This is a genomic window from Sulfuritalea sp. (assembly GCF_017302275.1).
In the GTDB taxonomy this organism is placed as follows: Bacteria; Pseudomonadota; Gammaproteobacteria; order Burkholderiales; family Rhodocyclaceae; genus Sulfuritalea.
Window position 1 is genome coordinate 1 of record NZ_JAFLDR010000056.1, and the last position, 23,360, is coordinate 23,360.

20 protein-coding genes and 1 pseudogene are annotated in these 23,360 nt (G+C 66.4%); 4 read left to right on the forward strand and 17 right to left on the reverse strand.

Annotated elements, in window-relative coordinates; translation table 11 throughout:
- From J0M27_RS19650 to acs, 15 genes and pseudogenes are all read right to left on the reverse strand, one after another.
- A pseudogene (locus J0M27_RS19650) lies at nucleotides 1-744 on the reverse strand (PD-(D/E)XK nuclease family protein); the annotation flags it as partial.
- A 7-nt stretch (nucleotides 745-751) separates the two neighbouring features.
- Nucleotides 752-904, reverse strand: a complete 153-nt coding sequence (locus tag J0M27_RS19655) for a hypothetical protein (protein WP_294995867.1) — start codon at nucleotides 902-904, stop codon at nucleotides 752-754.
- Nucleotides 905-943: 39 nt separating this feature from the next.
- Nucleotides 944-2,299 (reverse strand): DNA recombination protein RmuC, encoded by a 1,356-nt coding sequence (gene rmuC, locus J0M27_RS19660; protein WP_294995870.1) that lies wholly within the window; start codon nucleotides 2,297-2,299, stop codon nucleotides 944-946.
- A gap of 55 nt (nucleotides 2,300-2,354) precedes the next feature.
- Nucleotides 2,355-2,747, reverse strand: a complete 393-nt coding sequence (locus J0M27_RS19665) for an RNA-binding S4 domain-containing protein (RefSeq protein WP_294995873.1) — start codon at nucleotides 2,745-2,747, stop codon at nucleotides 2,355-2,357.
- On the reverse strand, nucleotides 2,740-3,438 hold the full coding sequence (locus J0M27_RS19670) for a nitroreductase (protein ID WP_294995876.1): 699 nt from the start codon (nucleotides 3,436-3,438) through the stop codon (nucleotides 2,740-2,742). The genes J0M27_RS19665 and J0M27_RS19670 overlap by 8 nt, the downstream gene beginning before the upstream one ends.
- A 5-nt stretch (nucleotides 3,439-3,443) precedes the next feature.
- Nucleotides 3,444-3,893, reverse strand: a complete 450-nt coding sequence (locus tag J0M27_RS19675; RefSeq protein ID WP_294995880.1) for a MaoC family dehydratase — start codon at nucleotides 3,891-3,893, stop codon at nucleotides 3,444-3,446.
- Between the two features lie 72 nt (nucleotides 3,894-3,965).
- Nucleotides 3,966-4,331 (reverse strand): CZB domain-containing protein, encoded by a 366-nt coding sequence (locus J0M27_RS19680; RefSeq protein ID WP_294995883.1) that lies wholly within the window; start codon nucleotides 4,329-4,331, stop codon nucleotides 3,966-3,968.
- A 67-nt stretch (nucleotides 4,332-4,398) separates the two neighbouring features.
- Nucleotides 4,399-6,459, reverse strand: coding sequence for a ferrous iron transporter B (locus tag J0M27_RS19685; RefSeq protein ID WP_294995886.1), 2,061 nt, complete (start codon nucleotides 6,457-6,459; stop codon nucleotides 4,399-4,401).
- 56 nt (nucleotides 6,460-6,515) lie between these two features.
- Entirely contained in the window at nucleotides 6,516-7,973 is a 1,458-nt protein-coding gene (locus tag J0M27_RS19690; protein ID WP_294995889.1) for a DUF294 nucleotidyltransferase-like domain-containing protein, read from the reverse strand.
- Entirely contained in the window at nucleotides 7,970-8,281 is a 312-nt protein-coding gene (locus tag J0M27_RS19695) for a hypothetical protein (protein ID WP_294995892.1), read from the reverse strand. Before J0M27_RS19695 ends, J0M27_RS19690 begins: the two co-directional genes overlap by 4 nt.
- A 200-nt stretch (nucleotides 8,282-8,481) precedes the next feature.
- On the reverse strand, nucleotides 8,482-10,788 hold the full coding sequence (locus J0M27_RS19700; protein ID WP_294995894.1) for an exonuclease domain-containing protein: 2,307 nt from the start codon (nucleotides 10,786-10,788) through the stop codon (nucleotides 8,482-8,484).
- Nucleotides 10,789-10,869: 81 nt separating this feature from the next.
- Nucleotides 10,870-11,235, reverse strand: coding sequence for a response regulator (locus tag J0M27_RS19705; RefSeq protein WP_294995897.1), 366 nt, complete (start codon nucleotides 11,233-11,235; stop codon nucleotides 10,870-10,872).
- Entirely contained in the window at nucleotides 11,232-14,078 is a 2,847-nt protein-coding gene (locus J0M27_RS19710; protein WP_294995900.1) for a sensor histidine kinase, read from the reverse strand. The genes J0M27_RS19705 and J0M27_RS19710 overlap by 4 nt, the downstream gene beginning before the upstream one ends.
- Nucleotides 14,078-14,278, reverse strand: a complete 201-nt coding sequence (locus J0M27_RS19715; protein WP_294995902.1) for a hypothetical protein — start codon at nucleotides 14,276-14,278, stop codon at nucleotides 14,078-14,080. Before J0M27_RS19715 ends, J0M27_RS19710 begins: the two co-directional genes overlap by 1 nt.
- A 149-nt stretch (nucleotides 14,279-14,427) precedes the next feature.
- A complete protein-coding gene (gene acs / locus J0M27_RS19720) occupies nucleotides 14,428-16,410 on the reverse strand; it encodes an acetate--CoA ligase (protein WP_294995905.1) in 1,983 nt (660 codons plus the stop codon).
- A gap of 274 nt (nucleotides 16,411-16,684) precedes the next feature.
- Here acs and J0M27_RS19725 point away from each other — a divergent pair, with 274 nt between their 5' ends.
- From J0M27_RS19725 to J0M27_RS19740, 4 genes are read left to right on the forward strand one after another with little or no spacing between them, the layout of a single operon-like run.
- Complete coding sequence (locus tag J0M27_RS19725; protein WP_294995908.1) at nucleotides 16,685-17,203, forward strand: TIGR00645 family protein; 519 nt, start codon at nucleotides 16,685-16,687, stop codon at nucleotides 17,201-17,203.
- Between the two features lie 14 nt (nucleotides 17,204-17,217).
- On the forward strand, nucleotides 17,218-18,753 hold the full coding sequence (locus tag J0M27_RS19730) for a fumarate hydratase (protein WP_294995911.1): 1,536 nt from the start codon (nucleotides 17,218-17,220) through the stop codon (nucleotides 18,751-18,753).
- A gap of 56 nt (nucleotides 18,754-18,809) precedes the next feature.
- Entirely contained in the window at nucleotides 18,810-19,571 is a 762-nt protein-coding gene (gene murI / locus J0M27_RS19735) for a glutamate racemase (RefSeq protein WP_294995914.1), read from the forward strand.
- On the forward strand, nucleotides 19,571-20,329 hold the full coding sequence (locus tag J0M27_RS19740; protein WP_294995917.1) for a metallophosphoesterase family protein: 759 nt from the start codon (nucleotides 19,571-19,573) through the stop codon (nucleotides 20,327-20,329). Before murI ends, J0M27_RS19740 begins: the two co-directional genes overlap by 1 nt.
- A 3-nt stretch (nucleotides 20,330-20,332) precedes the next feature.
- Here the strand turns inward: J0M27_RS19740 and J0M27_RS19745 are convergent, their stop codons facing one another.
- Nucleotides 20,333-21,427 (reverse strand): sensor domain-containing diguanylate cyclase, encoded by a 1,095-nt coding sequence (locus J0M27_RS19745; protein ID WP_294995919.1) that lies wholly within the window; start codon nucleotides 21,425-21,427, stop codon nucleotides 20,333-20,335.
- Between the two features lie 94 nt (nucleotides 21,428-21,521).
- The coding region (locus J0M27_RS19750) for a bifunctional (p)ppGpp synthetase/guanosine-3',5'-bis(diphosphate) 3'-pyrophosphohydrolase (protein WP_294995922.1) at nucleotides 21,522-23,360 on the reverse strand (1,839 nt) is incomplete at its 5' end.

The window sequence follows — 23,360 nt, forward strand, 5'->3', positions numbered from 1 at the left end:
AGCCGCCAGCCGCGCCCGGGCCCAGGCCGCCGCGGCGAGGCATTCGGCCTCCGCGTCGGGCAGCTCGATGCCGCGCGCTGCGCCCGCCGCGTGATGGCTGAAATCGACGCGGACCAGCTCGACGCCACAGGCTTCGAGCACCACCAGCAGGCGCGCGACCCAGGGATCGGGCATGAGGAAACCGGCCAGGCCGATGCGCCCCGGCAGGCCGCCCAAGCCGCGTTCGATGCAGGCGATGCGCCAGGCGAGGACCTCGTCGCGGCCGCGCCAGCCGCCGTCGCGGCAGGATGTGTCGAACGCCGCCGACCAGCGCAGGAAGGCTTCGTACTCGGCGGTGTGCATGGCCTCAGGCACTTCGATGCGCCAGCTGCGCTGCAGGCTCGCCGCCTCCATCGCCGCCAGCGCCATGCCTTCGCGGTCGAAAAGCTCGGCCGCCGCGCCGGCGTCAATGGCGATGGCCTGCTCCCACAGGTTGCGTTCCTGCGCGCGGCCGAGGAAGCCACCGGCGGCGGCATCGGGCGGAACCTCGCCGCAGAGCAGCGCACGCGACACCAGCATGTCGAGCCACTGCGCCGGCGTTGAACTCTGCAGCGCGCGCCAGGTCCGCATCCCGCGCGCCTGCTGCAGGTCGCCGTGCGCGCGGCGCAGATCCACGGCGAGCCGCGCCGTGGCGCACAACACCACCGGCTCCGGCCCGCCGGGCAGGTCGGCAAGCGATACGAGGGGAAGGTCGGGGCGGATCACCCGCGGTTCATCCGGCCAGCGGCAGCATCAGTGCACCGAGGGCGCACAGCGTGGTGGTGATGACGAACACCGCGATGTCGGCGGAATGGGCTGGCTGAGCCGGGGTGGCCGGGGTGGCCGGGCGGTTGGGCTGCTGGACGAAGATCGGATCGATGAACATGTGACTGCCTCCATGGGAATGGAGCACAGTCTGCCGCCCTCAAGGCTCATGGCGTGAGCCTGCCGGATCGCCCGCCAGCAATTCCGGCGCCTGCAACTCGCGCGGCAGGGATTCGACCGGATTGAGGTCGCCGATTTCCTTGTCCTCGCCGGCCGCCTTGAGCTCGCGGAACTTGCGCGCGGAAACCAGCACGCGCGTTTCCATCGAGGCCACCGATTTGTTGTAGGCACCGACCGCCTCGCCGAGGTTCTTGCCGACGCGGCCCCAGTGTTCGGTGACGGTGGCGATGCGCTCATAGAGTTCGCGGCCGAGCTGGCTGATGCGCTCGGCGTTCTCGGTCAACGCGTGCTGCGTCCAGCCGTAGGCCACGGCGCGCAGCAGGGCGATCAGCGTGGTCGGCGTGGCGAGGATGACGCGCGCATCGACGCCGGCTTCGATCAGCGACGGGTCGGCCTCCAGCGCGGCCGAGTAGAACATCTCGCCGGGCAGGAACAGCACGACGAAATCCGGCGAGGGCTGGAACTGCTCCCAGTAGGATTTCTGGCCGAGCTTCTTCAGGTGGTCGCGCACCTGGCGCGCGTGGTCGGCCAGCTTGCGCTTCTTGGCGTCCTCGTCGGCGGCTTCGAGCGCTTCGAGGTAGGCGGCGAGCGGCGCCTTGGCATCGACCACGATGTTCTTGCCGCCGGGCAGCCTGACCACCATGTCGGGGCGCAGGCGGCCGTCCTCGGTGGTGGTGCTTTCCTGTTCGTGGAAATCGCAATGGTCGAGCATGCCGGCCATCTCGACCACGCGCTTGAGTTGCAGTTCGCCCCAGCGCCCGCGGGTTTGCGGCGCGCGCAGGGCCTTGACCAGGTTGCCGGTCTCATGGCGCAACTGCTCCTGCCCGCCGGCCAGTGCGCGCACCTGTTCGCTGAGCGTGGCATAGGCATCGACGCGGGCCTTTTCCAGGCCGACGATCTGCTGCTCGAACTTTTCCAGCGAGGTCTTGACCGGCGCGACCAGGTCGCCTATCGCCACCTGGCGCTTGTCGAGGTCGCCGCGCGCCGCGGCCAGCGCCGCCGCCTGCTGCGCTTCCAGCGTGGCGCGGGCGAGTTCGAGGAAGCTCTGGTTGTTCTTCGCCAGCGCGTCGGCCGAAAGGGCCTTGAAGGCATCGGCGAAGCTGTTGCGCGCCGCTTCGAGCGTGGCCTGGCGCTCGGCGAACAGGGCGCGCTCGCTTTCCAGCTCGCTTTGCAGCGTGGCGCACCGTATCGCCAGCGCCGACTCCTTGTCGCGCAGCAAGGCCAGCTCGGCTTCACGCTGCGCCAGCGCGCCTCGCGCCTCGCGCACGCGCGCGGCGAAGACGAATGCGACCAGGCCGCCGCCGAGCAGCAGGCCGGCCAGAAGTGCAAGGCTCATTTCCATGGTTCGAAGAGTATCACCCGTGACAGGCTCGCCAGGTGAGCCAGAGCCATCATTCGTTGAAGCCGCGTATCAGGCGCCCCGCCTTCTTGGTCGGCCGCCCCTTGAGCCCGGCGCCGGGCATCGGCGCGAGGCGCCCGACTTCCTCCAGGCGCTGCCGGCTTGCGGCGCTCTCCGCCGTTTCCTCGTAAAGCAGGCGTGCTTCGGGCGCCGGCCGGCGCTGCTGGTTCACGCCGCGCACGATGACCGTCCAGCGCTGTTCCCCGGTGGAGATTTCCAGTTCGTCGCCGGGCTTGGCCTCGCGCGCCGGCTTCACGGCCTGTCCGTTCCAGCGCACCTTGCCGCCCGCGATGGCGTCGGCGGCGAGGCTGCGCGTCTTGTAGAAGCGCGCCGCCCAAAGCCATTTATCGAGCCGCTGGCGCGCGCCTTCGTCCACTTCACTCATGGAAGACGACGAACTCCTCCAGCGCGGCGCGCTCGGTGGCTAGCGTGTTCTCGATCGCGTCCGGGTCGGCGTGGCCCAGCGACATGCCGCACACCAGCATTTCCTGTACGCCGAAGCCGAGCACCTCGCCGATGATGCGGTGGTAGTCGAGCCAGGCCACCTGCGGGCAGGTGTCGAGGCCGCGGGCGCGCGCGGCGAGCATCACGTTCTGCAGGAACATGCCGTAGTCGAGCCAGCCGCCGCGCCCCATGCGCCGGTCGATGCTGAAGACGAGGCCCACCGGGGCGCCGAAGAACTCGTAGTTGCGGCGCGCCTGGGCGCGCATTTTCGTGGCGTCGCCTTTTTCTATGCCGAGCAGGCCGTAGAGTCCCCAGCCGATCTTGCGCCGGCGCGCCAGATAGGGCTCGAAGAATTCGGCCGGGTAGTAGTCGTATTCGGCTGTGTGGCCGGGTGCCGCCGCGTCGTAGGCGGCGCACACGGCATCGACCAGGCGCTGCCGCGACGCGCCGGTCAGCACGTGCACGCGCCAGGGCTGCAGGTTGGTGCCCGACGGCGCGCGGCGCGCGACGGCCAGGATGTCCTCCACCACCTGGCGCGGCACCGGGTCGGGCAGGAAGGCGCGCACGCAATGGCGGCCGGCCATGACGGAATCGACAGGAGTCGGATCGACACCCGGAAATTCTGTTGCCACGCCTGCTACTTGCCGGCGGCTTCGCGCTTCGCCCGCGAGGTGGCCATGACCATCGCCTCGCCGTCGATCACCACCTTGCCGCCGACGCTGCACACGGTGTCGAGCACCACGCGCGATTTTTCGGCGATGACCTCCTTGACCGTGACCTTGGCATGCACGGTGTCGCCGATGCGCACCGGCGCCTTGAAGCGCAGCGACTGGCTCATGTAGATCACGCCGGGGCCCGGCAGGCGCGTGCCGAGCACGGCCGAGACCAGGCTCGCCGAAAGCATGCCGTGGGCGATGCGGCCGCCGAACATGGTGGTCTTGCCGAATTCCTCGTCGAGGTGCACGGCGTTGGTGTCGGTCGATACGGCCGAGAACAACAGGATGTCCGCCTCGGTGATGGTCTTGGCGGTCTCCGCGCTCATGCCGACCGCGATGTCTTCGATGTCGTATCCGTTCTGTGGGTTCATATCAGGTCCTTGTCGTGGAAAGGAGGGGCGATACCGCTGCCCGCTGGATAGTTCAGGCGCGATGCAAAATGCTCAGCCGCCCAGCCGCAAATCGGCGTCGAGCCGCTTCAGCATGGCCTCGATGCCGGTGGAAAGTTCGAGGTAGGCGACGATGGCCGGATCCTCCGTGTGGATAATCCGGCCGCTGCGGATCTCGTCGGCGATGGCCTGCGACTGGCGATGGAACTCGACGTGTACCGGCAGCAGCTCACGAACCACGGGAAATCGCTCGAGTTCGCCGGCGTTGGCCGTCAGCCACCGGCCGAGGCCGCAGGCGTCGGCATCGCCGATACCCTGCGTATCGAAATCCCGGCTTTGCACGCTGCCCAGCGCCAGCTGGAATTTCATCTTCCAGGACCGGTGCATGGTCAGCGCCTGGTCCAGATCGAATGCTTCCATGATCGTCGCAACTCCTTTCCGTCGATGTGAAACCGATATTCCCCAGCCCCGCCCGGCTCGTTGCCGCTCAGCCGCCGAGCACTTGCCAACCGGCGGCGCCCATCCGCAGCGCGCCGGCCACCAGCAGGGCCACGCCGACCGAGATCGACACCGAGATTAGCGCATCGCGCCGGCCTATGGTCTTCAACATCACGGCGAAAGTCGATACGCAAGGCACGTAAAAACTGATGAACAAAAGCAGCGCCAGCATCTGCACGGCATCCAGCCGGGTGCCGATCTCCTGCGTACCCAGCGCCTGGTAGATCATCAGCAGCGACAACTCCTTGCGCAAGACACCGAACAGCAGCGGCACGCCGAGCACCGCCGGCAGCCCCAGCCACCACACCGTGACCGGCGTCAGCAGGGTGTTGACCACGTCGTCGGCGCCGACGTGGGTAAGCAGGGCGAGCAGGACGCTGCCACCCACCAGCAGGGGTGTGACGATGGTCAGGATGTCGCCGGTGCGTTCCCGCGTTTCGCCCAGCAGCTTGCGCCATGTCGGCAGGGCGTAGGGCGGGATTTCCTGCAGGCGGCCGGGGCCGGGCGCCGCGCGGCCGCGCGACAGCAGGCGCCCCATGACGGCGATCACCACCAGGGTGAGGGCGAAGATGCCCATCACGCCGCCGACACCGAGGTACTTGCCGGCGATGGCGAGGATGATGGCCGAGCGCGCGGAACAGGGCACGAAGCTGATCAGCACCGAGGCGATCACTCGTTCGCGGCCGCGGGTGACGCCGGCGGCGCCCGAGATGGCGGGCACATTGCAACCGAGGCCGAGCAGGAAAGGCACGGCGACTCCGCCATGGAGTCCGATCTGGTGGAAACCGCGGTCGACGACGAAGGCGATGCGCTGCATCAGCCCGGCTTCCTCCAGCGTCACCAGCAGCATCACCAGCGGGACCATGTAAGGCAACACGATGCCGACCAGTCCGATCAGGCCGTCGAGCACCGCGCGTCCGACCACGCCGCCGACCGATTGCGGCTGCCAGTCGGCGAATGCGGCGGCAATTTTCACGGTGGTCATCGCGTCGATCCAGCCGCTGATCTCGAAGACGACGAACAGCACGGCGGCGAACACGGCGAGGCTGCCGATCAGGCCCCATTGCGGATGCAGGAACAGCTCGTCGAGCCAGTAGCGCCAGTCCCGGGAATGCGCCGGCGAGCCGATGCGCAGGGCCGCTTCGACCAGGGTCGCGGCGCGATGGTGGCGGTCGGCGTGAAGTTCTTCGGCCAAAGGTCGCGGCAGTCCGGCACCGGCCTCGTCGCGCAGGCGGCGCAGCATGGGCAGCAGTTGCCGGAAATGCTGGTTCAACTCGTCCTCGATGAAGCCGTCGGCGCCGGCGAATTGCGTCAGGACGAAGGCCTGCGGCAGGCGAAATGCCTCGTGCAGGCCCGGACGGTTGAGTTCGGCATCGAGTGGCCGCAGGCGATTCGCGATGTGGGCACTGGGCGCTTGCGGCAGCGGACAGCTGTCGTCGCGAGCCGCGTCGGCGGCGGCCCGGAACAGGTCCGCGATACCCTGCCCCATCAGCGCCACGGTCGGCACCACGCGCATGCCGAGCAGCAATTCGAGCGCCTTGACGTTGATGTAAAGGCCTTTTTTCAGGGCCTCGTCCATCCGGTTGACAGCCAGCACCATGGGCCGTCCGAGCTGGCTCAATTCCAGCGTCAACTCGAGATGGCTTTGCAGGTTGGCGGCATCGACCACCTGCACGATCACGTCCGGCGGAGCGAAGGGCGCCGGCGGGCCGGCCTTTTCGTGCAGGGACACGGCGGGACGCTGGTCGCCCCAGAGCAGGTACTTGAGCGCCGACAGGTCGCCGCCTTCGAGGTGGTGCAGGGAATGGGTGCCCGGCAGATCGACCACACTGGCCTCGTCGAGGCCGATCTGCACGCTGCACTCACGCCAACTGCGCTGCGTTCCGATCAATTCCCCCCGCGCCGGCGCCGTGCTCGATACCGCGTCGAACAGGGTCGTCTTTCCGGCGCCAGGCAGCCCGACCAGCGCGATGCGCAGGCGCCGCGCGCCGCGCAACAGCGGGGTGCGCAGGGGCACCCGGGCAACCGCGACGGGGCCCGGGGAAGTCATGACCGGCGTATCGCCCGCGGCGGCGCCGCGGCGTCAGCTTGCACGCGCCTCCCGCATCACAGGCGGAATTCCAGCTGCAGGCGCGACTGCAGGCGTTTGGCCTGCTTGAAGGCTTCGCGCAACACCAGACGGTCGAGCTCGTTCAGGCGATCCGGGTCGACACGGTTGGCGGCGCCCTCGCTGAACTCGCCTTGCTGGTTCTTCAGGCGCAACTGCTGGATGAAGAAGAAGCTCTCGACGAGGGCATGAACGTCGTCCCCCCCCAGCTTGCCCCGCTCGGCCAGCGCGCGCAGGCGCTGCGCGGTGCCGGTCTCGGTCACTCCGTGGGCGAGTGACAGAATGCGCGCGACATCGACGAACAGCCTCGCGCCGCCGGCCTTGAGGTCGAGGGTGTGCGGAAACTCGGGGTTCTTGTCGAAGGTGAAATCACGGATGAAGCCGATCGGCGGCTCGACCTGGACGGCGTTGCCGGCCATGAAGCGCAGGAACAGCGTCTCGCTGGGAACGCGCTTGAGCACCCACTCGCGCAGCTGGTCGGCGAGCTCCTCCTCGCCGTAAATGGGGCGGAAATCGAAGTAGATGGTGGCGTCGAGCAGTGCCTGCGGGCTGTTGGCGCGCATCCAGCCGCCAAACTTGCCGTGCCACTCGTCCACCGACAGGCACAGCTCGGGGTTGCTGGCCATGACGTTGCCCTTGCACAGCGGGAAGCCGCACAGCGCCAGGCGTTCGTTGACGGCACGGGCGAAGGGCAGGAAGGCTTCGCGCAGCGCAGCCGCGTCTTGCTCCGGCGCGGCGAACACCAGCCCGTTGTCCTGGTCGGTCGACAGGGTCTGCTCGAAGCGGCCCTCCGAGCCGAAGGCAAGCCAGCACCATGACACCTCGGGCAGCTTGAAATCGTTGCGTGTCAGTTCGATGATCCGCACCGTCAGGTGGTCGTTGAGGCTGGAAATCAGTTGAGTCAGCGGCTCGGCTGCCGCACCTTCGGCCAGCATGCCGATCGCCTGGCGGCGGATGCCCTCGGAGGCCGCCACCAGGGCGTTCATGTCGCGCGCGGTGCGGATCGCGCCGGAGATCGCCTTGCCACCGCCGCCTTGCAGTTCGTAGATGTCTTCCTGCGAGACGACACCCGCCAGCTTGCCGGCGGCATCGACGATGATCACGTGATGCACGCCATGCCGCGCCATCACCAGCGCGGCCTGGTAGATGGTCGAACGCCAGTTGAGCATGAGCAGTCCCGTATCGCTCATCACCGACATGATGATCTGGTCGAGGTCGCAGGACTTGGCGGCGACGCGGTGCAGCAGGTCGCGCAAGGTGAAGATGCCCAGCGGACGACCGCTCTCGGGCTCGACGACGATGATGGAGCCGACACGGTTCTCCGACATCGCCAGCACTGCCTCGCGCAGCGGCGTCTCGGGTGTCGCGGTGACAGGCTGTCGGCGCACGAGCGCGGCGAGCGGACTGTGCAGGTTGGGGCGGTAACTCGTCTGAAGGGTTTGGGGGGTATCGTTCATGCGGATTCATCCTGGATAGCGAAAACGGAATGGGAACGGCGGAACGGCGGGGCCGCCCGGCGGGTATCGGTTGCCATGGCCATGGCCAGTTTCAGGTTTCGATTCGGCGGCGTGGCCTCGGTAGTCGTTGCACGGTGCGTGCCTGGCGCAGCGCTTCCGGCAGGACCGCGGCAGTCGAACCCGTCCTGGTCCTGCGACGCGATCCGGTTGCCCGCCGCACCGTCGCCGGCACCTGCCGGCACCACGAAGCGGATTTCCTGCAAGGCACGAAAGGCATTCACCGCCGCGTCGGCATCGGCGGGCGCCATTATCCCATCCGCGCCGATTCGCTGCAGGTGCGTCGCGGCGGATGTTTCGCCGACACCCGCTCGGATTGCCGGCCATGGCCTCGCCATCGCGCGGCGCAAAGCCGCTTTCGGCCAGCGCCCGGTTCGCCGCGCGGGGCTGTTTCTCGCCAGCCGTCATGCCAAACGCGCAAGCCGCGAACGCATCAGGCAGTCGCGATCGGTCAATACGTGATTCGGGCAAAGTAGGTTTTCTGCGCGGCATCGAGGGCCTGGCGAAGTGTGACGATGCCCATGTCGGCGAGCAGCGGCACCATCTTGAGGAACACCTCGCCGGTGACGAAGGCATCGCCCAGCGCAGTATGCCGGCCGATGACGTTGATACCGAGGCGCTCGGCTATGGTTTCCAGCCGGTGCGACTCCTGGTTGGGATGGATCACCGCCGACAGCAGCAGGGTATCGAGCACGGGCTGTGTGAAGCGCACGCCGAGGCTGTCCTCCTTCAACTGGAAGAAGCGCATGTCGAAGGCCGCGTTGTGCGCGACCAGCACCGTTTCGGCACAGAACTCGTGGAAGGCCGGCAGCACCACGTCCAGTTTGGGCTGGCCATGAACCATGGCCTCGGTAATGCCGTGGATCGGGATCCCGGCGGGCTTCAGCGGTATGCCCGGATCCACCAGCTGATCGAAGACCTCCTGTCGCAGCAGGCGGTTGTTTACCACGCGGACGGCGCCCATCTGGATGATCTCGTCGCCGCTGGAGGGCTCCAGCCCGGTGGTCTCGGTGTCGAATACGGAGTAGGTCAATTCGCTGAGCTTGCGATCGAGGTCGATGCCGGAGCCCGCGGCGTCGCGCGCGGCGAACAGGTCGAAGTCGTAGTACTCGGGCCGGCTGTCGCTGTGCAGGTGCTGCACCTGATCACTGGCGGCTAGGTCGGGCGTCACGGCCGCCGGCACCACCATGCGGAAGAATGCCCGGTGCGCCGCCTTGTCGCGCTGGTACCAGATCTCGCCGCCGTGGCGATCGATGACATCGCGCAAGGTGAGCGGGCTGGTCTCGGCGCCCACCGTCATCGGCTCCAGTTCCCACGTGTAGAGCGTTTCCGACGAGACCGGCGTGCCCGACCAGATCAGGTCGAGGAAGACCATCTTGCCTTCGGCCGACAGCCGCAGGCGCAGCTCGCGTATCGCGTAGTGGTCCTGCAACCGCGCGGCAAGGAAGGTAATGGCCTGGATCAGCGAGAAGCTGTCGACCCGCATCCACAGGCTGGCATCCTGTTCCTCGTGCTTGATCGGCAGCTTGAGCCGGTCCTCGATGCGGCGCGCGGCGGCGGCCAGGATGTCGATCGCGAGCACGTCCTCCAGCGGCCAGCGCGTCTTCAGCGAATCGGCGAAGCGGCTCATGGTGGCGTCGAGCCGCTGGCTCATGGCGGCGGCCTCGTCGGCGATCACGCGGGTGAAGCGCTCACGGTAGTCCGCCTCCATGTCCGGCGTATCGATCAGCGTTTCCACCGCTGCACGGATGTTCCCCAGCGCCGCCCGATTGCCGTCCGTCAGCGCCTGCAGCGCCTGGTCGCGCTCCGCCTCGCGCTCGAAGTTGCGCGTGATGTTCTCGATGGTCAACACGTAGCCGGTGACCTCCAACTCGTCGCCCGGCAGTGCCGTCGTCCGTTCCTCCTGGGCAGGCCCGGCCTGCCTGACCTCGTCACCCCCTTTCCCGGAAAGGGGGCCGGGGGGATTGTCCATATTTGCGCCCTGGGCGACGCCAACGGCGGCGCTGTCGGCGCCCGTGCGCAGCACGGGCGCCATCTGACAGCGCAGCAGTGCCCCGCCGCGCGTCGCCGTGATGAAATTGGCGGTCGGCGCGGCGCTGCCCTTGCGCAGTCGCTGCTGGATGTTCTCCAGCGAATGGGTGATCTGCCCGCGCTCGAGGATGGAAAAGATCGAACGGCCGAGCCCGATCAGGGCGCCGCCGCTGGTCGAGGTCGGCCCCTGCGCGAGGGCCTTGAACTGCAGTCGGGCGCGGCTGTTGTAGAGCAGGATGCGGCCATCGAGGTTGCAGACCACGACGCCCAGGGCCAGTTCCGACATCAGGGCGGCAAGCCGGTTCTTTTCTTCCTCGACGGTCGCCTTGGCCTGGCGAATCTGCGCGTCCACATCGGTCAGCAGTTCGTCGCGCTGCTGCGCGAGGTCGTTGGCGGCGCGCGCCAGTTCGCGGACTTCCGGCGGACCGTCGGGCGTCACCCGAAAATTGCGGTTGGCACCGAGCATCAGGCGCAGGGTCTCGGCCATGCGCAGGAGACCCTGCACGTATTGCTGGAACAGGCCACGCAGCAACATCAATCCGGCGATGAAGCCGAAGGTGGTTATCAATCCGCCCAAGGGCAGCCTCGGCAGCAGGAATTGGGCGAAGGCGGCGCGTTCGGCATCCTTCGAGTCGGCATAGAGCAGCAGGGCCGTCACCGCGAACGGACCCGTCATGAGCAGCCCCAGCACGCAGGCGGCAATGATGAAGCGCAACTTTGCTTTCAATTCGCTACCCTCTCAATGGCAATTCGGAAAGCCTTGGCGGCGGACATGACAACCGGCTGCTCCGGGCCCATCGTCCGCGTATCACCCCAGCAAGGCCTTGATGCGCGCCACCAGCTCCTTGGTCGAGAAGGGCTTGGTGATGTAGGCGTCGGCGCCCAGCGCCAGGCCCTTGGTGACTTCGGTTTCGCGCCCCCGCGCGGTGAGCATGACGATCTTCACGCCGGCGAGGGCGGGATTGGCGCGCAAGGTTTCGCAGACTTCAAAGCCGGACTTCTTCGGCATCATCACGTCGAGCAGGACGAGGTCGGGCAGAAACTGCCCGGCCTGTTGCAACGCCGCCTCGCCATCACCGGCGACGGCGACGACATATCCCTCCTTTTTCAGGAGGAACTCAAGAGAAATGACGATGTTGGGTTCATCGTCGACGACCAGAATACGATGACTCACTGACTCCCTCCCCTGACTCCGTTGTGTTTCCCGCCGCTGTCGGAGAGCGCAGCGCCGGCAGCCGGGCCACCGCGTTGCGACTCGCGCTCCGCGGTGGCGAGCTTGTTATTATCGCCCGCCTGTCGCGGTAGTGTGAACACGAAGCAGGCCCCCGCGCCGGACGTGCTTTCGACCCACAGCCGGCCATGGAAATACTCGATGATCTGGCGGCTGATCGGCAGCCCGAGGCCGGTGCCCTGCGGCTTGTCGGTAAGCACGTCGGTGCCGCCCGAGCCTTGGCGAAACTTGTCGAAAATCACCTCGTGGTCGGCGGCATGGATGCCCGGCCCGTTGTCCCATACCCTGACGCGGACCTCGCTCGCCGTCCCCTCGGCGCCGACTCTCACGCGACCGCTGTCGGCTGGCACGAACTTCAGCGCGTTGGACAGCAGGTTCACCATCACCTGCATCAGGCGGTCGCGGTCGGCCATCACCGTCAGGCCGGGGTGCAGGTCGTCCATGTCGAGCGCCACGCGCTTCTCGGCGAACAAGGCGGTCAGCGAATCGGCCGCCTCGCGAATTACCTCGCCGACATCGACCGCGGCGACGGTCCACTCCGCGCGGCCGGATTCGAGCTTGGCGAGGTCGAGGATCTGGTTGATCAGGCGCGACAGGCGAACCGTTTCACTGACGATGATGGCGAGGAAGCGCGTGCGCTGCGCCAGGTCGATCTTCGGGTCCTCGTGCAACATCTCGGAAAAGGCGCGGATCGAGGTCAGCGGCGTGCGCAACTCGTGGGTCACCGTCGAGATGAAGTCGTCCTTCATGCGGTCGAGTTCGCGCAGGCGCTCGTTGGCCTGGCGCAGTTCCGCGGTGGCCCGTGTCAGCTCCTGCGACTTCTGCTCCAGTTCGCGCGAATAGGCGCGCACCTGCGAAGCCTCGTCGAGTATGTTCATCACCTCGTCAAGGCCGAGCGGCTCCTCGCTGACCACCGAAGCGACCATGGCGCGCGCCGAGGCCGAGCCGATGGCACCCGCCAGCAGGGTCTCGGCGAAGTTGGCCAGGCGCGCGTCGCCCGGCAGTTCATCCACCGATTTCAGGCTGCGGCTGCGCGCATGGCGCAGGAAGCCTTCCTCGGCACGTTCCCGTCCGAGGAAGCGGGCGGCCAGCGGCAGCAGGTCGGCCACGCCGGCACTGCCGCCCCAGGCCGTATGGCCGGCGAGGTCGGTGCCGCCGACGAAGAGCGAGGCCTGGCGCGCCTCGCGCGCATTGGGCACGCGCAGCAGCGAGACGCCGACATAGGCACCCAGGTTGGCCAGCAGACTCCACACCAGGCAGTGGGTGATCTCGTCCAGTCCAGTCAGCCCGAGCAGTTGTTGCGGCCGCAGCAGTTCGATGCCGAACAGGCCGTGGGCGATGAAGCCTTCGGGCAGCCAGCCCGACTTGGCAAAGGATGGCAGCAGCAGCGTATAGGCCCAGAGCACGAAACCGGCGACCAGCCCCGCCACCGCGCCGTCGCGCGTACCACCCTTCCAGAACAGGCCGCCGATCACCACCGGCGCGAACTGGGCCACGGCGGCGAAGGAGATGAGGCCGATCGAGACCAGCGCGTAGGCTTCGCCGGCGACCCGGAAGTAAAGGTAACCCAGACCGAGGATGACGGCGATCGCCCAGCGCCGGATTTCCAGCAGCAGACCCGAAAGGTCGGCCTTCTCGGCCAGGCCCAGCCAGCGCAGGCGCAGCAGCAGCGGCATCACCAGGTCGTTGCAGACCATGGTGGACAGCGCGATGGTCTCGACGATGACCATGCCGGTCGCCGCCGAGAGCCCGCCGATGAAAACGAACAGCGCCAGGCCTTCCTGTTGGTGGGCCATCGGCAGGGTCAGGACGAAGGTGTCGGCGTCCACGGTGCCGGCCGGGAAATGCAGCAACCCGGCCAGGGCCACCGGCAGCACGAAGAGGTTTATGAGGAACAGGTAGAGCGGAAACATCCACACCGCGCGATTGAGGTGCTTGACGTCGACGTTCTCCACCACCGCGATCTGGAACTGGCGCGGCAGCAGCAGGGCCGCGAACAGCGAGAGGAAGATCAGCGTGCCCCAGCTGCCGTAGGCGGCGGAGGTGTCGGCGCGGGTCAGGCGGCGCGCCACCTCGGGCACCTCGGCGGCGCGCGCGAATATGTCGGCGACGCCGCCGTGCAGGCCCCAGACGACGAAGGCGCCGACGGCGAGGAAGGCCACCAGCTTGACGATGGATTCGACCGCGATTGCCGCCACCATGCCTTCGTGGCGCTCGGTGGCGTCGAGGTGGCGCGTGCCGAACAGGATGGTGAAGGCGGCGAGGATCATCGCCACGTAGAGCGCGCTGTCCTGGAACAGCGGTACCGCGCCGGCGCTGGCTGGCATGACGATGTCCGGGTAGCTGGAAAGAATGGTGAAGCTGTTCGACACCGCCTTGAGTTGCAGTGCGATGTAGGGAATCACGCCGACCACCGCGATCACGGTGACCAGGCCGCCGAGCAGCTGGCTCTTGCCGTAACGCGAGGCGACCAAGTCGGCGATCGAGGTGATGCGGTTGGACTTGGCCACCCGGATCATGCGGTAGAGGATGAAGCCGGCGAGCGCAAAGAGCAGGGTTGGCCCCAGGTAGATCGGCAGGAAGCCGATGCCGTTCGCCGCGGCGCGGCCGACGCTGCCGTAGAAGGTCCAGGTCGTGCAATACACGCCCAGCGAGAGGGCATACACGACCGGGTTGGCAATCAGAGAACGGCCGTGGTCGGCCCGATGGTCCGCATACCAGGCGATGCCGAACAGCACCCCGAGGTAGAGGAAGGAAGCGAGGACGATGACCCAGCCTTGCAGCATCAGTCGTGTTTCCGCTCGACCACCAGCGCCAGCAGCGCGATCAGAACCAGCCAGGAAGCCATCAGCCAGGCATACAGGGGCGGCATGCCAAACAGGCTGCCACCCTGGTTGAACACCGATAGCAACGGATAATTGAAGAATAAGCACCCGAGCAGGAACAGGAAGGCCAGGCGCTGGGCAACGAGGCGGGTGCGGATCATGCTGTCATCTCCCCATATCTTCGTGCCATGGTACCCCGCCGCGACCCTTTTGCGCTTGGCTCATCCCGCAAGGAGATGCCGTCCCGTCTGGCGCCGGGAAAAAAAACGCCCGTCCGAAGACGGGCGTTTTCCACTCGCGTGAAACCCTATCAGGCGTTCTGCTTGAGTTGATCCAGAATGTGCGGGTTCTCCAGCGTGGACACGTCCTGCGTGATCTCCTCGTTCTTGGCCAGGCTGCGCAGCAGGCGGCGCATGATCTTGCCTGAACGTGTCTTGGGCAGGTTCTCGCCGAAGCGGATGTCCTTGGGCTTGGCTATCGGGCCGATTTCCTTGCCGACCCAGTTGCGCAGCTCATTGGCGATCTTCTTGGCTTCCTCGGCGCTGGGGCGCGCCTGCTTGAGCACCACGAAGGCACAGATGGCCTCGCCGGTCAGGTCGTCGGGACGGCCGACCACGGCGGCTTCCGCCACCAGCGGGTTCGACACCAGCGCCGACTCGATTTCCATTGTGCCCATGCGGTGGCCGGAAACGTTCAGCACGTCGTCGATGCGGCCCATGATGGTGAAGTAGCCGGTCTTGGCATCGCGCATCGCGCCGTCGCCGGCGAGGTACAGGTTGCCGCCGAAATCCACCGGGAAGTAGGACTTCTTGTAGCGTTCCGGATCGCCGTAGATGGTGCGGATCATCGACGGCCAGGGCTTCTTGACGACCAGGAAGCCGCCCTTGCCCCATTCGACGTCGTTGCCCGTCTCGTCGACGATCGCGGCTGCGATGCCCGGGAAGGGCAGCGTGCAGGAACCTGGAACGAGCGGCGTGACGCCCGGCAGCGGGGTAATCATGTGACCGCCGGTCTCGGTCTGCCAGAAGGTATCGACAATCGGGCAGCGCGCGCCGCCGACGTTGGTGTAGTACCACATCCAGGCTTCCGGATTGATCGGCTCACCGACCGAGCCGAGGATGCGCAGACTCGTCAGGTCGTAGTTCTTCGGATGGGTCGCCGGGGTGTTCTCGCCCGACTTGATGAGCGAACGGATGGCCGTCGGCGCGGTGTAGAAGATGTTGACCTTGTGCGCCTGGATGGTCTTCCAGAAGCGGCCGGCATCCGGATAGGTCGGTACGCCTTCGAACACGATCTCGGTGGCGCCGCAGGCCAGCGGGCCGTAAGTGATGTAGGTGTGGCCCGTGACCCAGCCGATGTCGGCGGTGCACCAGAAGATGTCGTCCGGCTTGATGTCGAAGGTCCACTTCATGGTCAGGATCGCGTGCAGCAGGTAACCGCCCGAGCTGTGCTGGACGCCCTTCGGCTTGCCGGTGGAACCCGAGGTATAGAGCAGGAACAGGGGATGCTCGGCATCCACCCACTCCGGTTCGCAAACCGCAGACTGGCCGGCGCAGACGTCGTCCCACCAGACGTCGCGACCGGCGACCATGTTGCAGGCGCCGCCGGTACGCTTGAAGACGATCACCGTCTTGATCGACTCGCAACCGCCCATGGCGATGCCCTCGTCGACCGCGGGCTTGAGCGGGATGTTCTTGCCGCCGCGGCACTGCTCGTCGGAGGTGATCACGGCCACGGCGCCGGCGTCCTGGATGCGCTCCTGCACCGACTTGGCGGAGAAGCCGCCGAACACCACTGAGTGGATGGCGCCGATGCGGGCGCAGGCCTGCATGGCAACCACGCCCTCGACCGACATCGGCATGTAGATCAGGACGCGATCGCCCTTCTTGATGCCCTTGGCCTTGAGCGCGTTGGCGAAGGTCGCGACCTTGGCCAGCAATTCCTTGTAGGTGACCTTGGTGGCCTGGCCGCCGTCGGCTTCGAAAATGATGGCGACCTTGTCGCCAAGGCCGGCCTCGACGTTGCGGTCAAGGCAGTTGTAGGAAACGTTCAGCTTGCCGTCGGCGAACCATTTGTAGAAGGGGGCGTTGGACTCGTCAAGCGACTGTGTGAAGGGCTGCTTCCAGCTGATGTGTTCACGGGCAAGGCGGGCCCAATAGCCGGCATAGTCCGTATCGGCTTCCTTGCAGAGGGCCTCATAGGCTGCCATTCCGGAAATGGTGGCCTTCTTGACCACTGCATCCGCGGGGGGGAACACACGACTTTCCGTAACATTTGATTCGATGCTGGACATTGACACCTCTCCTATCGCATGAAACCGGACTGAACCGGATGACTGAAAAGCGGCTGCCGCTCAGGCACCGAACAGGCACCGAAAACGCCGGGCAGGTATTGTTTTCGCTGGAAGAATCACGACCGGCAACGATAGCAACTGCCGTCGCGAATTCGAATTCTAAGTGCTTCCATATTAAAGTAAAAGAGTCTTACATAGGACTTACGCTGGTACCGCATGAAGCTGCGCGGGCTGGGGTAAGATTGCTGCCCCGCACCACCGACGCCACGACATCATGAACCAGATCATCAAGCCAATGGAATTCTTCATTTTCTGGAGCCGCTGGCTGCAGGCGCCGCTTTATCTTGGGCTGATAATCGCCCAGGGCGTCTATGTTTACCAGTTCATGCACGAACTCGCCATACTGGTGACCAAGGCCGGTACCCTCAGCGAGAACGAGGTGATGCTGATCGTGCTGGGCTTGATCGACGTGGTCATGATCGCCAACCTGCTGATCATGGTCATCATCGGCGGCTACGAAACCTTCGTTTCGCGGCTTGACCTCGAAGGTCACCCCGACCAACCGGAATGGCTCTCCCACGTCAATGCCGGCGTGCTCAAGGTCAAGCTGGCGGTGGCCCTGATCAGTATCTCCTCGATCCACCTGCTGCGTACCTTCATCAACGCCCCGCAGACCGAGGACCGCGTGATCATCGCGCAGATAGCGATTCACGTTTCCTTCCTTATCTCCGCGATCGCCATCGCCTACACCGACAAGATCATGATGCAGACGCTGACCGTCGCAAAACATTGAACCGGAGCCCCTCCATGTCCGCCCCCATCCGCCAGGAAGATTTCATCCAGTCCGTCGCCGACGCCTTCCAGTTCATCAGCTATTACCATCCGCTGGACTACATCACCGCGCTGGGAGAGGCCTACGAGCGCGAGGAATCACCGGCGGCCAAGGACGCCATCGCGCAGATCCTCACCAACAGCCGCATGTCGGCCGAAGGCCGCCGCCCGATCTGCCAGGACACCGGCATCGCCCTGGTCTTCCTCAAGGTCGGCATGAACCTGCGCTGGGAAGCCTCGCTTTCGGTGCAGGAAATGGTCAACGAAGGCGTGCGTCGCGCCTACAGCAACGCAGAAAATCCGCTGCGCGCCTCGGTCCTGGCCGACCCGGCAGGCGCTCGCCGGAACACCAAGGACAACACGCCGGCGGTGGTGCACTACGAGATCGTTCCCGGCGACCACGTCGAAGTCATCTGCGCGGCCAAGGGCGGCGGTTCGGAAGCCAAGGCCAAGTTCGCCATGCTGAACCCCTCCGACGACCTGGTCGAGTGGATCCTCAAGACCATACCGACCATGGGCGCCGGCTGGTGCCCGCCCGGCATCCTCGGCGTCGGCATCGGCGGCACACCGGAAAAGGCCATGCTGCTGGCGAAGGAAGCCATCATGGCGCCGGTGGACATCCATGAACTGAAGGCCCGCGGGGCCCGGGGTGACAAACTCACCAGGGCCGAAGAACTGCGCCTCGAATTGCACGAGAAGATCAACGCGCTGGGTATCGGGGCCCAGGGGCTCGGCGGCCTCACCACGGTGCTCGACGTCAAGGTGCTCGACTACCCGACCCACGCCGCCAACCTGCCGGTGGCGCTGATTCCCAACTGCGCAGCGACGCGCCATTGCCACTTCCACCTCGACGGCTCCGGTCCGGCAAAGCTGAGCCCGCCCAGCCTCGCAGACTGGCCCAAGGTGACCTGGCAGGCCGATGCCGCGACCGCCACCCGCGTCGATCTCAACAGCCTGACCAAGGCCCAGGTCGCGGCCTGGAAGCCCGGCCAGAAACTGTTGCTCAACGGCAAGATGCTGACCGGCCGCGACGCCGCCCACAAGCGCATCGCCGACATGCTGGCGAAGGGCGAGGAGCTGCCGGTGGATTTCACGAACCGGGTCATCTACTACGTCGGGCCGGTCGATCCGGTCAGGGACGAGGTCGTCGGCCCGGCCGGCCCCACTACCGCGACGCGGATGGACAAGTTCACGCGCATGATGCTGGAGCAGACCGGCCTGATTTCCATGGTCGGCAAGTCCGAGCGCGGCCCTGCGGCGATCGAGGCAATCAAGGACAACCAGTCGGCCTACCTGATGGCCGTCGGCGGCGCTGCCTATCTGGTGGCCAAGGCGATCCAGTCGGCCAGGGTGGTCGGCTTCGCGGATCTGGGCATGGAAGCCATCTACGAATTCGACGTCAAGGACATGCCGGTCACCGTCGCCGTCGATTCGCTGGGCACGTCGGTGCACGTCACCGGGCCGAAGGAATGGCAGGCGAAGATCGGCAAGATTCCGGTGGTGAAGGCCTGATCCCGCTCGCGGCGGTCTGAATCGCCGTAGCGCCAGCGCCGACTCTTGAGCACCGCATGATCGGCGTCTTCGATTCCGGACTGGGCGGCCTCTCGGTGCTCGCCGCGCTGGTCGAGGCCCTGCCGCAGGCGGACTTCCGCTATCACGCCGACACGGCCCACGTGCCCTACGGCAACAAGAGCGACGCCGAGATCCAGCGCCGCGTACTGGCCGTCGGCGGGGAACTCGCCGCCATGGGCTGCGACCTGCTCGTGGTGGCCTGCAACACCGCCACGGCCGCCGCCGTGCAGGCCCTGCGCGCCGCGCATCCTGGCATCCCGGTGGTCGGCGTCGAACCCGGCATCAAGCCTGCCGCGCAGGAAACGCGCAGCGGGCGCATTGCGGTTCTGGCGACGGAAAGCACGGCGAAAAGCGCCCGCCTGCACAAGCTGATCCGCGAACATGCCGGCGGCGTCGAGGTCCATGTCGAACCCTGCCCGGGCTGGGCGACCCACGTCGAATTGCTGCAGCTCGACGACCCGGCGCTGGCCACGGACATCCACGCGCGCATCGAACCGCTGCTGGCCGCGGGTGTGGACCGCATCGTCCTTGGCTGCACCCATTACAGCTTCCTCGCACCCTTGCTGCGGCGGGCGATCGGCAAGCGCGCGCGCCTGATCGACGTCGCCGACGCCGTGGCGCGCCAGGCGCGACGCCTGTCCGGCCACCTGGCCCACGGCAACGGACGCCTTCACCTGCATGCCTCGGCGCACCCGGAACGCCTGCATGCCGCCCTGCCGCGCCTGAACCTCGGGTACCTGTCCGCCCGGATCGCCTGATGCGCATCGCCGTCGTCTCCGACATCCACGGCAATCTCGCCGCGCTGGAAGCCGTGGTCGCCGATTTCACCCGGCGCGGCGTCGATGCCGTCGTCAATCTGGGCGACGCGCTGTCCGGTCCGCTGCTGCCGCTGGAGACGGCCCGCTACCTGATGGCGACGGGCTGGAGGCACCTTGCCGGCAACCATGAACGCCAGGTGCTGGCGACGCCGGCGACGGACGACGACCCCTCGGATGCCTATGCCCGCAGCCGCCTCGGAGAAGCCGAACTCGGCTGGATCGCTGCCCTGCCCCATTGCCTAGCTTTCGATGACGAGATCCTGCTATGCCACGGTACTCCGCGCCAGGACAACGAATGCCTGCTCGAAACCATACAACCCGGCCGGCCGCGCCCGGCCACGGCGACGGAAATCGAGGAGCGCCTGGGACAGATCGATGCTGCCGTCGTGCTCTGCGGCCATACCCACATTCCGCGCATCGTCCGTAGCAGGCGTGGTGCCCTGCTGGTGAACCCGGGCAGTGTCGGCCAGCCGGCCTGGTACGACGAACTGCCCTTCTACCATGCGGTGGAGAACGGGGTGCCGGATGCGCGCTACGCGATCGTCGAACGCCACAACGGCGCCTGGCGCGCCGAGTCTATCGCCCTGCCCTATGACCATCGTGCCATGGCGGATCTCGCCATACAAAACGGCCGGCCGGACTGGGAAAGCATCCTCTGCCGCGGCTACGTCGAGGAGCATGTAACTGGCAGGAACTAGCGGCTAGGCCTCACCGAAGGCCACGACGCGGTTTCGTCCGCGCGATTTGGCATGGTACAGCGCCTGGTCGGCGCAGCGTATCAGACCCTCGGCCGTGGTTGAATGATCCGGGGTCGCAGAGATGCCGATCGAGGTGGTAACCGGTATCCGAAAGTTATCGAACGGTACGGTGGTCCGCCGGAACAACTCCAGCAGTTGCGCGGCGCGCTCGCGGCCGACGGACAGGGGCATTTTCGGCAACACGAGGAGGAACTCCTCGCCGCCGTAGCGACACACGATGTCTTCAGTGCGCGAGCATTCCTGGAGAGCCTGGCCAAAAACGCGCAAAACCTCGTCGCCCGCCTGGTGGCCATAGGTGTCATTGACCAGCTTGAAATAGTCGATGTCGAGCAGCAGCATGGTCAACGGCGCGTCCTCCCGCCGGCACCGTGCCAGTTCGCGTTCCAGCGTACCTTCCAGATAGCGACGATTGAAGAGGCCGGTGAGTGAATCACGATTGGCCTGATCGCGGAGCTTTTCCTGCAGGTCGTGAATCTGGAAAATTTGCTGGTGCAAGGCCGCATTGGCCTCTTCCAGGGTGTTCTTTTGCTGATCGACCGCGTTCTGCACCTCGTGCAGGCGACGGATGTAGGTGAAGAACTCGATGCCCATCAGCGACAGGTATACCGCCAGCCCGATGATGGACGAAAGGGTCACCAGTCCGTCTGTATCGGTCGATACGTGAAAGGCGATCACCGTGGTCGAGGCCAGCGCGCCGGCGGACACTGCCAGCGGGCAGATCACGACTCCGGTCATGCCGCGCGTGATGGCGTGGTTGAGCAGCGTGGCGAGGAACAGCGCGACGCTGATCCAGAGCGGAAAACCGAGTCCCGCCGCCCAGGCTCCGGACAACACGGAATCCGTCACGAGATTGTGCATTTCCGCCCGCTCCCGATTCGCCGCCCGCGACGCATGCAACTGGGCCAGGTGCGGATAGACCAGAAACTGGAGGAAGAAGAGCGTCCACAGTGCCGGCCCATGGTTCAGCGGCAGCATGTGCAGGCAGGTCGGCACGCCGATCAGGGCGAACGCGGTAACCCGCACGCGGTAGCTATTCACCGCGATCCAGTGGTGCGTCCGTCCGCGGTCGATGGCGATTGAGTTCAGACTAGTTTCCTTCCGTGGATTCCGGACCCGGTCCGCTTGGTTCCGCTCAGGATCTTCGCGCGCCCAGCACGCCGGGTACCTCATGCAGCAAGGATAGCACTCTCGCCAGGGCTTCCGCACCGGAAAGCTCGATGACGAAGCTCATATGCGCGATGCCTGCCCGCGACTGCGTATTGACCGCCGTGACATTGATTTTTTCGCGGGACAGGATATCGGATATGTCGCGCAGCAGGCCCTGGCGATCGCCGGCATCGACCGTCAGCCCCGCCGAATAGACACTCCCGGCCCGTTCGCCCCAGGTGGCATCGATCACCCGCTCGGGATTGCGCGCCGCCATGTTGCGGAAGTTGCTGCATTCGATGCGATGGATGGAAATCCCGTTGCCGCGAGTGACGAAGCCGGTGATGGCGTCGGGCGGCATCGGCTTGCAGCAGGTCCCGACCCGGGTCATCAGTTTGTCCACGCCCACGATCAGGATCTGGCTGTCTCCGGCGCGGCTCTTGCGCGTCTGGATCTCCGGCTCGGGCGGCAGTGGCTCGGCGCCGCCACGCAAGGCGACATCGATGGCGCGCAGGCCGACCTCGCCGCGCGCCGCCGCCAGGAACAGGGCTTCGGCGCTTTTCAGCCCTAGCTTTTCGGCCAGTTCGTCGAGGTTGGCCTGGGTCTGCCCTTCGCGCTGCAGTTCGCGCGTGACCAGGCCACGTCCCTGCGCCAGCATCTCGGCCTCGTCCTGGGCCGCAAACCACTGCTTGACCTTCGAACGCGCGCGCGGCGTCGCCAGGTAGCCCTGCGCAGGGTTCAGCCAGTCGCGCGACGGTCCGCCGCTCTTCACGGTGACGACCTCCACCCGCTGACCGTTCTGCAAGGCCGTGTTGAGCGGCACCATGTGGCCATCGACACGCGCGCCGCGGCAACGATGCCCGAGGTCGGTATGCAGGCGGTAGGCGAAATCCAGCGCGGTCGCACCGCGCGGCAGGTCGATCACCTTGTCCTGCGGCGTCAGGACATAGACCGTGTCGTCCAGCGCGGCCTGCTTGAACTGATGCACCCATTCCGCGGAATCCGCGATCTCGTCGCGCCATGAGAGCAACTGCCGTAGCCAGGAGATCTTGTCCTCGTAGGCGCCGGCCGCCTTCACCGACGTGCCGGATTCCTTGTAGCGCCAGTGGGCGGCAACGCCCAGTTCGGCATGCTGGTGCATCTCCGGGGTGCGTATCTGCACTTCCAGCGAACGTCCGTCCTCGACCTCGACGGCGGTGTGCAGGGAACGGTAGTAGTTGCCCTTGGGATGCGAGATGTAGTCGTCGAACTCGCCGTGGATCGGTTGCCACAGGTGGTGCACGATGCCGAGCACGGTGTAGCAGTCCCTGACCTCCGGAACGATGATGCGCACCGCCCGCACGTCGTACACTCGGTCGAAATCGATGTCCTTGCCGCGCATCTTGTTCCAGATGCTGTAGATGTGCTTGGGCCGGCCGTGGATCTCGGCCGCGACGCCGACGGCGGCGAGTTCCGCTTTCAGCCGTTCGACCGCGGCCGCGATGAAGCCCTCGCGCTCGGAGCGCTTTTCGTCGAGCATGGTCGCGATGCGCTTGTAGGTCTCCGGCTCCAGGTAGCGGAAGGAAAGATCCTCCAGTTCCCACTTGACATGCCAGATGCCGAGCCGGTTGGCCAGCGGTGCGTAGATCAGCTGGCTTTCGCGCGCCATTTCGTCGCGCAGCGAGCCGGGCCGGCCGTTGAGGAAGCGCAGGGTCTGCACCCGGCTCGCCAGTCGCAACATGACCACGCGAATGTCGTCGACCATCGCCAGCAGCATCTTGCGCAGGATCTCGGTCTGCGTCCGCATTTCGCCGGCCCCGGCCCCGGCGCCGGCCCCGGCGGCCGC

Excerpts from the sequence above, each read along its gene's own strand:
- J0M27_RS19675 (WP_294995880.1), bottom strand. The coding sequence starts at position 3,893 with ATGAACCCACAGAACGGATACGACATCGAAGACATCGCGGTCGGCATG.
- J0M27_RS19680 (WP_294995883.1), bottom strand. The coding sequence starts at position 4,331 with ATGGAAGCATTCGATCTGGACCAGGCGCTGACCATGCACCGGTCCTGG.
- J0M27_RS19725 (WP_294995908.1), top strand. The coding sequence starts at position 16,685 with ATGAACCAGATCATCAAGCCAATGGAATTCTTCATTTTCTGGAGCCGC.
- J0M27_RS19655 (WP_294995867.1), bottom strand. The coding sequence starts at position 904 with ATGTTCATCGATCCGATCTTCGTCCAGCAGCCCAACCGCCCGGCCACC.
- J0M27_RS19695 (WP_294995892.1), bottom strand. The coding sequence starts at position 8,281 with ATGGCGCCCGCCGATGCCGACGCGGCGGTGAATGCCTTTCGTGCCTTG.
- J0M27_RS19665 (WP_294995873.1), bottom strand. The coding sequence starts at position 2,747 with ATGAGTGAAGTGGACGAAGGCGCGCGCCAGCGGCTCGATAAATGGCTT.
- J0M27_RS19710 (WP_294995900.1), bottom strand. The coding sequence starts at position 14,078 with ATGCTGCAAGGCTGGGTCATCGTCCTCGCTTCCTTCCTCTACCTCGGG.
- J0M27_RS19730 (WP_294995911.1), top strand. The coding sequence starts at position 17,218 with ATGTCCGCCCCCATCCGCCAGGAAGATTTCATCCAGTCCGTCGCCGAC.
- J0M27_RS19685 (WP_294995886.1), bottom strand. The coding sequence starts at position 6,459 with ATGACTTCCCCGGGCCCCGTCGCGGTTGCCCGGGTGCCCCTGCGCACC.
- J0M27_RS19740 (WP_294995917.1), top strand. The coding sequence starts at position 19,571 with ATGCGCATCGCCGTCGTCTCCGACATCCACGGCAATCTCGCCGCGCTG.
- rmuC (WP_294995870.1), bottom strand. The coding sequence starts at position 2,299 with ATGAGCCTTGCACTTCTGGCCGGCCTGCTGCTCGGCGGCGGCCTGGTC.
- murI (WP_294995914.1), top strand. The coding sequence starts at position 18,810 with ATGATCGGCGTCTTCGATTCCGGACTGGGCGGCCTCTCGGTGCTCGCC.
- J0M27_RS19715 (WP_294995902.1), bottom strand. The coding sequence starts at position 14,278 with ATGATCCGCACCCGCCTCGTTGCCCAGCGCCTGGCCTTCCTGTTCCTG.
- J0M27_RS19690 (WP_294995889.1), bottom strand. The coding sequence starts at position 7,973 with ATGAACGATACCCCCCAAACCCTTCAGACGAGTTACCGCCCCAACCTG.
- acs (WP_294995905.1), bottom strand. The coding sequence starts at position 16,410 with ATGTCCAGCATCGAATCAAATGTTACGGAAAGTCGTGTGTTCCCCCCC.